Raw genomic sequence first — 12,172 nt, forward strand, 5'->3', positions numbered from 1 at the left:
GCAAGCTGGCTTCGCGGTACCGTTAAAACTTCAGCTCGTAGCGCATACCAAAACTGAATTCAGCAGAACTGATGTTGCTGGCGCCGGCGAGATAACGGTAGTCGATAAAACCGGAAAAACCGCGTTGGAATTGTGCGGCGAGCCCCAGATTGAAACTCATATAGCTTTTGTCGATTTCATCGGTACGCACAACAATTGGCACTAGAGGGCTGCTGCTGTCTGAAAACGGATCGTGAACAAACGCTACCCCAACTTGGTTTTCTTTGTTTTTAAAATCGCGGTAGTAGTTACCGTTAAACTGGGCGGTCAGAACGCCCCAGTCCCTGAGCATAGTGTAGGAACTGTGCCAACCTAGGCTGGCGCTATGTACACTCGCCTCTTGGCGATCAAAGGCCAGTTCAAGACCGCTGTTGCCACGCTCGTTGAATGCATCGATGTTGGTTTTGTTGTAAGAAACCCCCAGGTTCGGGCCGATGATCCAGGCTCCTTTAATAAAGTCATAACCGGCATCAAAGGTTGCCAGAAGCTGTCGACCACCGGTGCTGGAATTTGCTTCGACGTTGACCTCTCCAAACATATCCTGATAGTTAATGCGGCGCAGCATATCGTAGTCACTGTTGCCGCGGGTAATGCTCACGTCGATATAGTAGTTCTTATCATCGTAATAGGAACCGTAAGCCGTAATAAACTGGCTTTCGGCATCCATGGTGCCGCCATTTTGGCGGTAATCCAGATCAGTGTCAGCAAAGCCAATGGCAAGGCCGGCAACAGTGTTGTCGGTGATGCGATAATCCATACCAAATGTTAGACCTTTAACGTCTAGGTCATAGCCGTTTTGATTGTCGGTTTTATCTTTATCACCGTAAAGAATGTTGCCGTTCAGGAACACGCCCCAACGCGAGCTTTCCAAGAGATAAGTATCTTCATCACCACTGGCAGCACCGCCGAGTTTATCGCCAAAAGCACTGGCGATTAACTTCCCGTTCAATGTACCGCTGTCGGTTTGAATGTTCAGGCCACTCAAGTCAACACCTCGGCCGCCGCGGCGCAGTTTGGTCAAGCGAGTTCGGATATTACTCTGCTGCACACTGGCGAAGTCGGTCGCCGCTGACAACAATGCTGCCACTTCTTCACCGGCAATGGCCTGCAGTGCTGCGGCTTGATCTTCATCACTGAGATCTGGGTCGAGCAGCCCGTTACAGCGAGTAAGCAGATTGCGTTGGGCGCCCGCGAGCGGGTTCAATTGATCGGCCTCGGCCAGACGAGGACACAAACTGTCTAGGGTTTCTGCCAGGCTGCGTTCGTTGCGATCAATACCCGGCGTGCTGGCTAGGGTGTCTTTAGGTTCGCTCCGTTGCTCTTTCACCAGAACATTCAACAGCTTCTCAGACACCAGACCGGCATTATTCGTGACGCGTACCGTGAGCTGGTTTTCACCAACGGGGAGTATCGCTGTGGTTTTGATGCCGGTGGCAATGACTTCACCGTCGAAAATCCATTCGACCGTGTCAATTTCACTGTTGAGAGAGGTGGTGTTGGAGGCGTCCAGGTTGACTTCCACTTCACCGTCACCATCAAAATCTGTTACCTCAATATCGGCGCCGGCGTCCACATCGGGTGCTTGAGGGTCGCGAATATCTCCGATGGTCAGAGTGACCGCACTGGGGTCAGCAATGGTCGCGCCGCCAAGAGCTTGACTGAGTTCAACACGAAACTGTTCGGTGTCTTCCTGAAGAAGATCTTTGATGATTGTAATTGAAACTGTTTTGGGTTCTCTATCGCCACTTAACCATTCCAGAGTGCCTTGGGCGGCCTCAAAATCCTGCCCTGCGGTGGCGGTATCGGAAACCGCTTGGTAGCTCACGCTGATGTCACCGTTGCCGCCTTCCAGGCGATCTGCAGTGAGAGTAACGGTGCCACTGTTTTCATCGAGTTGAAAATCGGTTTGAGTCCATTTAATCACACCCGGTGGCTCAGGGTCGTCTTCCACAATGGTAATGTCAAAGCTCAGTGGCGCGTTAACCGGGACACTGGCGTTGACTTGAGCCAGTTCCACTCGAAAGCTCTCGTCCCCTTCAAAACGATTGTCATCCAAAATGGGGATGGTCACGGTTTTTTCACTGGCATCGCCTGCAAGCCAAGTAACCGTTTCATTGACTTGTTGGAAATCTTCACCGGCAAGGGCGCTGCCATTTTGGGTGCTGACTTCAAGAAAGATATCTTCGTTGCCGGGTTCGGTCAGAGAAAAGCGCAATACGGCCTGTCCGTCATTTTCATTGACGGACGTTTGCAAGTTGGCGTTGATTTCGGGGTCGATGGTTATTGCGGTGAAATTCAGGGTGACCACACAGGGGAATGGTCCACCACAATCCAGCGAGGCAACGTCCATCTCATAGCTGCCTGCAACGGGCACAAAGCTGAACGTAAATTGGGACTGGCCTGGGGTGCCACCGGGTACAGAAGCCTGGTGAGTTTGGAATGTTCCGTTTGCAGGATTTTTCTTACCAGGCTTGCGTAAGGGGTCTCCTGGCAGCGGAGCTGGGCCGCAATCATAACCAATGGGGCCGGCGCCGGGCACGTCAGGTGGAATAAGTGAACAATCGGGATCACTTGTTTGCCAATTCGGGACAGAGGGGCCGCTGATATGAATAAGTTCAACGCCGTTAAAAGCGGTACTGCCCAGGTTTTCCGTAATTACCGTAAGAGTAACCGGCTCGCCGGCAATAATCGGATTAGATAGTGTGGCTGAGTTAATAATAACTTGCGCTTTGGCAGCAGCGCTTGCCATAAGAATAAGTAATGCGCCTGCAACTTGGTATAACTTCATAGGGATATCGGCCAAACGGATTTGTTTTTAGTATTAGAGTGCGTCTCGTGTTTAGCACTTTATCATTATCTGTGACCTAGACCCAAAAAATATGCCTAAAAAATAGGGCCTGGAGCCTATCTTGTTATTCCATCATGGATAACCGCCGGGCGGTTTCTCGGCAGAATCCCCAAATGCCTCTAAAGTTTTTGTTAAGCCTGTAGATATTAATACTTGTACCCGCAATGTTTGTCGCGACAAATAACGGGTTGGGCTTGTTGTAAGTAAGTAATCGCTTAAGACGTAATTGGTCATGCTTGCTGGAAAGCGGGTGGACCTGGGCTTAATGACGGAGTCGAGAATGAAAAGCTTATCTCTAAAATGGAAAGTGCTACTCGGTGTGACGCTAACCAGTATGGCGGCAGTAATCACAGTCAGCGCGGTGTCAGTGGTGACCCAGGTTGCACATATTGAGGAAGAATTGGAACGTTTTGCTGAAACCATTGAGATGGTGGTTGGCGGAAGCACAGCGGGCGCTCTGGCGTTTGACGATAAGGCAACTACCCGCGAGATCTTGTCGAATCTCAGTAAGAGTGCGCGAATTAACTCCTCCGTTATTTACGGTGGTGATGGTATGCCATTCGCCTGGTTTGAAAAAGGCAAGGGTACCAAAGCAAGCACAATACCCAGTGGTGCACCTGCTTCCTTGAACTCCTCATTTGTCGATCACGATACTGCTCACGAATTCCGAATGGCAAGCCCTATTACCGCCGACGGTGAAAAACTGGGTGTCATCTATATTGCGGTCAGCCGTGATGAGGTCTCCCTGGCGAAAGACGAAGCCGTGCAGAGCGCGGGCATGTCCGTGCTGTTTATTTCGGTGCTGGCGGCGGTAGTGTCCCTGTTTATTTCCCGAGCCATTGTGCGGCCGGTTATTGGGGTATCCGATGCTCTGCGAGACATGGCCGAAGGTAATGGTGATCTTACCCTACGCCTACCGGACGATGGGCGCGATGAAATCGGCGTTTTATGCACCAATTTCAATACCTTCATTGAGCGTTTGCATGGGACGATTTCAGGCTTCTCTAACAACGCCATGGAGCTGGACCGTCATGCCGTTGAAGTTTCTCAGTTGGCTCAGGAGACCGAAAAAGGTGTCGCTGGACAGCAAGCGGATATTAACCAAGTGGTTGAAGCGGTGCGCGAAATGTCCTCTGTGGTGGATGAAGTGGCCCGTAATGTGACAGATGCTGCTGAAAATGCCCACTCGGCGGATCAGGAATCCTGCAGTGGTCGTGAAGTGGTTGGGAATACCAAGTCCCAGATTGAACGCCTGGCTCAAGACATTCACGGGGCTGCTGAGGTGATTGATCAGTTGCGTCAGGGAACCGAAGATATCGGTACCGTTCTCGATGTGATTCGAGGTATTGCCGAGCAGACGAATTTGCTGGCCCTGAATGCGGCAATCGAGGCGGCACGTGCGGGTGAACAGGGTCGAGGCTTTGCGGTTGTAGCCGACGAGGTTCGTACGCTGGCTTCTCGCACCCAGTCTTCGACGGAAGAAATTCAGGACATGATCGAGCGTCTTCAGGGCGGTGCCCGTGAAGCCGTACAGCGTATGGAGCAGGGGCGTAAGCAGGCTGCGGAAGCTGTGAAGCATTCGGAAGCGGCCAGTGAGTCGTTGGTGGCCATTACCGATGGTGTCGCCTCGATTCGCGCCAAGACCGATCAGATCGCCAGTGCAACGGAAGAGCAGGGCGCAGCCAACAACGAAATCGAGCGCAATATGGAGAATATTGCCGTGGTTTCTCGTCAGGCGTCCTCCGGTTCAGCAGCGATCTCCTCCAGTATTCAGGATCTGGCGGACATGGCGGCGAACATGAAGTCCACATTGGGCCAGTTTAAAATCTAAAAACCACGCCATTAGCTGCTAAATGGGATGGACAAATAGGGGGCCTTTGCCGTAGAATGCGCAGTTAGATTGCAATAGGCCATTGGCCCTTAACCCGCTGGAAGCAGCGATGGCGAATTTTAAGAAAAAGCGAGATGAGACTTTCTGTTTCATCTCGCTTTTTTGCGACTTATGCCATGCAAATTCCACACTTCCCGTCGTGATAGTGGCAGAGACCACTCACTGTGCGCCCTGGCGTGCAGCGCTAGCCCTCGGACTGGCGTTTGACGAGAAGTAAGCCCTGCGGTCTTGGTTTATTGCTTAGCTATGTGATTACCCCCTACTGGAGGCTGCCTGTTTAATGAGCCCTTTATTGCGCAATAATTCCCGGCCCGCCATTCTTGTTCTTGAAGATGGCAGTATCTTTCGTGGCAGTGCCATTGGCGCTGATGGTCAGGCCGTTGGTGAGGTGGTGTTTAACACCGCTATCACAGGCTACCAGGAAATCCTGACCGACCCTTCCTACGCCAAGCAAATCGTGACACTGACCTACCCGCATATTGGCAGTGTTGGGGTGACCCAGGAAGATGAAGAATGTGATCAGATTTGGGCCACCGGCCTGGTGATTCGCGATCTACCATTGCTGGCATCCAACTTCCGCAAAGAAGAAAACCTGGATGCCTACCTGCAAAAGCACAATATTCTGGGCATTGCTGATATCGATACACGCCGACTGACTCGCTTGCTGCGTGACAAGGGCTCGCTCAAAGGTTGCATCATGGCCGGCGAGCTGAATGAAGAAGCCGCTCTGGCTGCCGCTAAAGATTTCTCAGGTCTGAAAGGCTTGGATCTGGCTAAAGAAGTGACCACCGCTGAAGCGTACCCTTGGACAGAGGGCAGCTGGCAGCTGGGCAAAGGACACGTAGAGCAGACTGAGAAGCGTTTTAACGTCGTGGCTTATGACTACGGTGTTAAGCGTAATATTCTGCGCATGTTGGCTGATCGCGGTTGTGATTTAACTGTCGTTCCAGCGAAAACTCCCGCTTCTGAAGTATTGGCGATGAACCCCGATGGCGTGTTTTTGTCGAATGGCCCCGGTGATCCAGAGCCCTGTGATTATGCGATCAATGCAATTCAGGAGCTGTTGAAAACCGAGATTCCGGTGTTTGGCATCTGCCTTGGCCACCAGCTGCTGGCACTGGCCTCTGGCGCGAAAACCGTCAAGATGGGCCATGGCCACCACGGCGGTAACCACCCGGTACAAAACCTGGATGATCAAACCGTATTGATTACCAGCCAGAATCACGGTTTCGCGGTTGACGAAGATAGCCTGCCTGACAATCTGCGCGCGACGCACAAATCACTGTTTGATGGGACCTTGCAGGGCATTCATCGCACCGATAAGCCTGCCTTCAGTTTCCAGGGTCACCCAGAAGCTAGCCCCGGCCCGCACGACGCGGCGCCGTTGTTCGACCACTTTATTGAATTGATGGAGGCCGCCCGCTAAGGGGAGATAGACATGCCAAAAAGAACCGACATTGAAAGTATTCTGATTATTGGTGCCGGCCCCATTGTTATCGGACAGGCCTGTGAATTTGACTACTCTGGCGCCCAGGCTTGTAAGGCACTGCGCGAAGAGGGTTATCGCGTTATTCTGGTGAATTCCAACCCGGCCACCATCATGACCGACCCGGCGATGGCGGATGCAACCTATATTGAGCCGATCACTTGGGAAACGGTTGCCAAGATTATTGAGAAAGAACGCCCGGATGCAGTATTGCCTACCATGGGCGGTCAGACGGCGTTGAACTGCGCACTGGCACTGCACGACAATGGTGTTTTGGATAAATTCGGCGTCGAGCTGATTGGTGCCAAGCAGGAAGCCATTCATAAAGCCGAAGATCGTGATTTGTTCGACAAGGCGATGAAAAAAATCGGCTTGGAATGTGCCCGTGCTGAAATCGTTCACTCTATGGACGAAGCGAAAAAAGTCCCAGAAATGTTCGGTTTTCCGGTTATTATTCGCCCCTCTTTTACCATGGGTGGCTCCGGTGGAGGTATCGCTTACAACTGGGAAGAATTTGAAGAAATTTGCGCGCGTGGTCTCGACCTTTCGCCGACCAACGAATTGTTGATTGATGAATCTCTGCTTGGTTGGAAAGAGTATGAGATGGAAGTGGTGCGTGATAAAAATGATAACTGCATTATCATTTGCTCTATCGAAAACTTTGACCCAATGGGTGTGCACACCGGTGATTCCATCACTGTTGCGCCGGCGCAAACACTGACCGATAAAGAACTGCAGATTATGCGTAATGCATCGATTGCGGTACTGCGTGAAATCGGAGTGGAAACCGGTGGTTCCAATGTGCAGTTTGCGGTGAATCCAAAAGATGGCCGTTTGGTGGTCATCGAAATGAACCCCCGCGTGTCTCGTTCTTCTGCGCTGGCTTCCAAGGCAACCGGTTTCCCAATTGCCAAAGTTGCCGCAAAGCTTGCAGTGGGTTACACCCTGGATGAGTTGCAAAACGACATTACCGGCGGTGCAACACCGGCATCGTTCGAGCCTTCCATCGATTATGTTGTGACTAAAATTCCTCGCTTTACCTTTGAGAAATTTGGTGACGCCGATGCGCGTCTGACCACTCAAATGAAGTCTGTGGGTGAGGTGATGGCCATTGGTCGTACATTCCAGGAGTCCATGCAAAAAGCATTGCGCGGATTGGAAGTTGGCTCGGCCGGTTTTGAATCGCGAGTTGATTTGCAAAGCGAAGATGCCATGAGCAAGATTCGTCGCGATTTATCGACTCCCGGTGCCGAGCGCATTTGGTATGTTGGTGATGCGTTCCGTGCTGGCATGTCAATTGACGAGGTATATGAAGTTTCCGCAATTGATCCCTGGTTTTTGGTGCAGATTAAAGACGTTATTGATACCGAGTTGGCTCTGCAATCCATGCCGTTTTCTGATATCGATGCCGACTTGATGTTCCGCCTGAAGCGCAAAGGTTTTTCTGATTTGCGCCTGGCTGATCTGCTTGGTGTGAGTCAGCGTAAAGTTCGCGCTCATCGTCACAGCTTGGGTATTCACCCGGTGTACAAACGCGTTGATACCTGTGCGGCTGAATTCTCAACATCAACGGCCTATATGTACTCAACCTATGAGGAAGAGTGCGAAGCGGAACCGAGTGATAATCGTAAGATCATGGTTCTCGGTGGCGGCCCGAACCGAATTGGCCAGGGTATCGAATTTGATTACTGCTGCGTACACGCGGCTTTGGCCATGCGCGAAGACGGTTACGAAACCATTATGGTGAACTGTAACCCTGAAACCGTTTCCACCGATTACGATACGTCTGACCGCCTCTACTTTGAGCCGGTGACACTGGAAGACGTATTGGAAATTGTGCACAAAGAAAAACCGGAAGGTGTCATTGTGCAGTTCGGTGGCCAGACGCCATTGAAGCTTGCTCGCGCTTTGGAATCTGCCGGTGTACCAATCATTGGTACCGCACCAGAAGCCATTGACCGCGCTGAAGACCGTGAGCGTTTCCAGCAAATGATCGAACGTCTCGGTTTGTTGCAACCTTCCAACGCCATTGTGCGCTCTTCAGAAGAAGCGGTGCGCGAAGCAGAAAATGTGGGTTATCCTTTGGTTGTACGTCCATCTTATGTCTTGGGCGGCCGCGCAATGGAAATTGTTTATAACGAAAGTGAGCTGCGCACGTATATGCGCGAAGCTGTTCAGGTGTCGGAAGATGCACCTGTATTGCTGGACCACTTCCTGAACTCGGCCATCGAAGTTGATATCGACGCGGTGAGTGATGGCAAGCAAGTGGTGATTGGTGCAATCATGCAGCACATTGAGCAGTGTGGAGTTCACTCCGGTGATTCGGCTTGTTCTTTGCCACCTTATAACTTGCCCGCTGATGTTCAGGATCTTATGCGTGAGCAAGTTAAGAAGATGGCCTTGGAGTTGGGTGTCGTAGGTTTGATGAACACCCAGTTGGCTTATCAGGATGGCAAGATTTATGTCATCGAGGTTAATCCTCGCGCCTCTCGTACGGTGCCGTTTGTATCCAAGTGCATCGGGACGTCTCTGGCCAAAGTTGCGGCACGTTGTCAGGCGGGTATGAGTTTGGAAGAGCAGGGCTTCACTCAGGAAATCGTACCGGATTACTTCAGCGTGAAAGAAGCGGTATTCCCGTTTAACAAATTCCCATCGGTTGATCCGATTCTCGGCCCTGAAATGAAGTCCACGGGTGAGGTAATGGGAGTTGCCGATACCTTTGCTGAAGCCTATGGCAAATCCCAGATGGGTGCCGGTGATGCAATCCCTACCTCGGGCAAGGTCTTTATCAGTGTGCGTGATTTTGACAAAGGCGGTGTGGTCGCAGTTGGACGTGATCTGCAAAAGCTGGGCTTTGAGCTGGTGGCGACACGTGGTACAGCGAAAGTTTTGGAAGATGCTGGCCTGACAGTCGAACTGGTCAACAAGGTGGAAGAAGGTCGTCCACACATTGTTGATGCCATTAAAAATGACGAGATCGCCATGGTGGTGAATACCACCGAAGGTAAGCAAGCCATTAAGGATTCAGCGTCTATCCGACGCAGTGCTGAACAGCACGGTGTGTACTACACTACTACTCTGGCTTCGGCTGAAGCCGTCGCGGTAGCTCTTGAGTTTGTTGATGAACACAAGGTACGCTCTGTACAAGAATTGCATGCCCGGGTCGCCAAGCTGACTCAATAGGCCTGCACTCTCGACTTGGCGCCTGTATTCCCAAATGGTATGACAGGCGCCAGTACCAATAACAAAAAACGATGAAAGATCTCGCCCTTTGGCGAGCGAATGGAATTGCTATGTTAGATAAAGTACCCATGACCCAGGCTGGCGCGGAAGCTCTGCGCGAAGAGTTGGAACGCCTGAAAAAAGAGGATCGTCCACGCATTGTGCAGGCAATTGCCGAGGCGCGTGAGCATGGTGACCTCAAGGAAAACGCCGAATATCACGCCGCTCGAGAGCAGCAGGGTTTTTGCGAAGGTCGCATTCAGGATATTGAGGGCAAACTGTCCAACGCTCAAATTATTGATATCACTAAAATCCCCCACTCGGGCAAAGTGATCTTCGGTTCGACGGTCGACTTGATCAATTTGGACACCGATGCGACTGTGACCTACACCATCGTGGGCGATGATGAGTCCGATGTTAAGGCGAATAAAATCTCAGTGAATTCTCCTATTGCCCGCGCCCTGGTTGGCAAGTCTGAGGGTGATGAGGTTGTTGTTCAAACACCAGGTGGTGAGGTGGAGTTTGAGATTGATGTGGTTAAGCATATCTAAAAGACAGCTCTGTGTTATTGCTTAACGGTGGACACAGTGACCACATAAAAAAAGCCGGCATTTGCCGGCTTTTTTTATGTTTGTTCAACGCTCTTAATGGCTAGCTGCCTTGTCTTTTTAAATCTTCAACCAGATATTTAGAAGCCATCCAGAAACAAGCGGCCGCGGCCAAGCTGCTGAATGCCATAACGGTGAGAGAATAGCGTAAGGATTCAGTGCCGTAGCTGCTGGCCAAAAGATCGCTCATAATGCCCGCGATCAATGGGCCTCCGCCAAGGCCAATCAAATTCAGAATGAAAAATAAAATTGCAGAAGTCATGGCGCGCATATTGGGTTTCACCAGGGTTTGTGCCATCGCCAGTACCGGCCCGAGATACCAAATACCGAAGAAAGTAGTGCCGCCAATTCCAAGGGCAATCAATATCATGTTCTCGGAATAAAGCGCCAACAGCCCAAGCGGAATGGCCAGAATCTGCCCAACACAGGCAATCCAGGCATACCAGCGTTTGTTTTCTTTACCAATGCGGTCGGCAAACCAGCCGGCAAAAAATGCACCGATACCGCCTCCGATACCTGCACCAAAGGCCAGGAGGATGCCAATGTCAGCCGGTTCCATGCCGTGGGAGCGGAATAGAAAGCTGGGCATAAAGTTGCCTGAGCCATAACTTGAAAAAGAGGCCAGTCCAGAACCAACGGCCAGGAACACAAAAGAGCGCATGGATTTCAGCGTATTGAGCGTCTCTCTTAAGCTGGTGGATTCACCGACCGGAGCACTGTCGTGTTGGCCGCGTGCGGGCTCAGTAATGCTGAAGCGAACCAGTAATGCGACAAGCAATCCAGGAATACCTACCACGAAAAAAGCGATTCGCCAGCCATAGTGTTGGTCCACCCAGCCGCCGACCAAATAGCCCACCATAATGCCTACATAGATTGCCGCACTGTAAAACGCCAATGCTGTGCCGCGTTGGTGCGCGGGGTAGATGTCTGAAATCATGGAGTGTGCCGGGGGGCTGCCGCCAGCTTCACCGATGCCCACACCAATGCGAGCCAGCAGCATTTGCCAAAAATTCTGTGCGAGTCCTGATAATGCTGTCATGCCGCTCCAAATGGCAATGGCCCAAGAGACAATGTTGCGGCGGTTGGAGCGGTCTGCCCAGCGGGCAATAGGAATGCCGGCGGAGACATAGAAGATGGCAAAAGTGAATCCGGTCATCAGGCCCAATTGGGAGTCTGACAGACCCATATCGGCCTTAATGGATTCCTGCAAAATCACCAGAATTTGCCGATCGATAAAATTGAACACATAGACGATGCTCAATAACACCAGCGTGTAGTGGGGCCAGCGGCCTGAGCTCGCAGTCGGGTTTGTCATAACAGATACCTTGTCACTGCGACTGTGGCTATGCCTTTGCCTAAGGGGCTCCGATGACGGGCGTTAGGGGGCAGTTCCTGGGCCGCTCATTATTATGTTTCCAAGGAGTGTAAGGGTTATCCCGCATATTGGAAACCGCCAGGCGATTTTAATATTTGATGCCGCTATATAGATCCGGTGAATACTCAAGTGGAGTTAGGATAAACTGAGGCGATAAATCGTTGCGATAACGACGAAGGGACTCATTCGGTGTCGATGTGGGGCAGGCCGTGATTGACCCCAAAAGAATTGACCGGAAAAGATTGGAGAGACGCTGAGCGCGCCTTTTCTCAGATTCTGTCGGCCGCGACTTAAACGCGGCTGATATTGGAAAGCTTGGCGTTTGGCTTTTTCGCGGCGCGATATACCAAGGCTACCTTACCGATTTCCTGAACCAGTTCGCAGCGGGCCTGTTGGCAGAATTCATCGATCACTTGTTTGCGCAAATCGCGATCAGCCACGACCAGTCTTACCTTGATTAACTCATGGTCTTCCAGGGCGCGGTCGAGCTCATTCATCACGTTTTCGCTCAGTCCATTGCCGGCAATGGTCACCACAGGCTTCAGGTTGTGGCCTAAACTGCGATATTGTTTTTTGCGATCTGCACTTAACGTCATACAATAGTCTCTAGGTATATCCCTTTGCCTCTGCGCTCGCGAGTGTAGCCCCATTTGGGTTCAGGATGCGGAGCATTAGGCGTTTAGGGTGTAAATTCAAACATCAG

At 51.4% G+C, this 12,172-nt stretch carries 7 protein-coding genes; 4 read left to right on the top strand and 3 right to left on the bottom strand.

The window, feature by feature from the left end; translation table 11 throughout:
* Window positions 1-22 precede the first annotated feature (22 nt).
* The gene (locus tag ABWW03_RS16555) at window positions 23-2,827 is read right to left on the bottom strand and encodes an autotransporter outer membrane beta-barrel domain-containing protein (protein ID WP_353410152.1); all 2,805 of its coding nucleotides are present in this window, start codon (window positions 2,825-2,827) and stop codon (window positions 23-25) included.
* A gap of 340 nt (window positions 2,828-3,167) precedes the next feature.
* Here ABWW03_RS16555 and ABWW03_RS16560 point away from each other — a divergent pair, with 340 nt between their 5' ends.
* The 4 genes from ABWW03_RS16560 to greA all read left to right on the top strand — a co-directional run bounded on the left by ABWW03_RS16560 (window position 3,168) and on the right by greA (window position 10,037).
* Window positions 3,168-4,718 carry a methyl-accepting chemotaxis protein gene (locus tag ABWW03_RS16560; protein ID WP_353410154.1) on the top strand — a complete coding sequence of 517 codons (1,551 nt, stop codon included), beginning with the start codon at window positions 3,168-3,170 and terminating at the stop codon, window positions 4,716-4,718.
* Between the two features lie 340 nt (window positions 4,719-5,058).
* Window positions 5,059-6,204 carry a glutamine-hydrolyzing carbamoyl-phosphate synthase small subunit gene (gene carA, locus ABWW03_RS16565; RefSeq protein ID WP_353410156.1) on the top strand — a complete coding sequence of 382 codons (1,146 nt, stop codon included), beginning with the start codon at window positions 5,059-5,061 and terminating at the stop codon, window positions 6,202-6,204.
* A 12-nt stretch (window positions 6,205-6,216) separates the two neighbouring features.
* Window positions 6,217-9,447: a carbamoyl-phosphate synthase large subunit gene (carB, locus tag ABWW03_RS16570; RefSeq protein WP_353410158.1), complete on the top strand. Its 3,231-nt coding sequence runs from the start codon at window positions 6,217-6,219 to the stop codon at window positions 9,445-9,447.
* A gap of 110 nt (window positions 9,448-9,557) precedes the next feature.
* Window positions 9,558-10,037 (top strand): transcription elongation factor GreA, encoded by a 480-nt coding sequence (gene greA, locus ABWW03_RS16575; RefSeq protein ID WP_353410160.1) that lies wholly within the window; start codon window positions 9,558-9,560, stop codon window positions 10,035-10,037.
* Window positions 10,038-10,137: 100 nt separating this feature from the next.
* On the opposite strand, the gene ABWW03_RS16580 is transcribed toward greA, so the two are convergent.
* Window positions 10,138-11,409 (bottom strand): spinster family MFS transporter, encoded by a 1,272-nt coding sequence (locus ABWW03_RS16580; RefSeq protein WP_353410162.1) that lies wholly within the window; start codon window positions 11,407-11,409, stop codon window positions 10,138-10,140.
* Between the two features lie 350 nt (window positions 11,410-11,759).
* Window positions 11,760-12,065, bottom strand: a complete 306-nt coding sequence (locus ABWW03_RS16585; RefSeq protein ID WP_353410164.1) for a YhbY family RNA-binding protein — start codon at window positions 12,063-12,065, stop codon at window positions 11,760-11,762.
* Window positions 12,066-12,172: the final 107 nt, after the last annotated feature.

The organism is Pseudoteredinibacter isoporae (assembly GCF_040372805.1).
Classification (GTDB): Bacteria; Pseudomonadota; Gammaproteobacteria; order Pseudomonadales; family Cellvibrionaceae; genus Pseudoteredinibacter; species Pseudoteredinibacter isoporae_A.

What these genes read in the sequence shown, in the direction of transcription:
- ABWW03_RS16585 (WP_353410164.1), bottom strand. Translation starts at nt 12,065, where the DNA reads ATGACGTTAAGTGCAGATCGCAAAAAACAATATCGCAGTTTAGGCCAC.
- ABWW03_RS16555 (WP_353410152.1), bottom strand. Translation starts at nt 2,827, where the DNA reads ATGAAGTTATACCAAGTTGCAGGCGCATTACTTATTCTTATGGCAAGC.
- ABWW03_RS16580 (WP_353410162.1), bottom strand. Translation starts at nt 11,409, where the DNA reads ATGACAAACCCGACTGCGAGCTCAGGCCGCTGGCCCCACTACACGCTG.
- greA (WP_353410160.1), top strand. Translation starts at nt 9,558, where the DNA reads ATGTTAGATAAAGTACCCATGACCCAGGCTGGCGCGGAAGCTCTGCGC.
- carA (WP_353410156.1), top strand. Translation starts at nt 5,059, where the DNA reads ATGAGCCCTTTATTGCGCAATAATTCCCGGCCCGCCATTCTTGTTCTT.
- ABWW03_RS16560 (WP_353410154.1), top strand. Translation starts at nt 3,168, where the DNA reads ATGAAAAGCTTATCTCTAAAATGGAAAGTGCTACTCGGTGTGACGCTA.
- carB (WP_353410158.1), top strand. Translation starts at nt 6,217, where the DNA reads ATGCCAAAAAGAACCGACATTGAAAGTATTCTGATTATTGGTGCCGGC.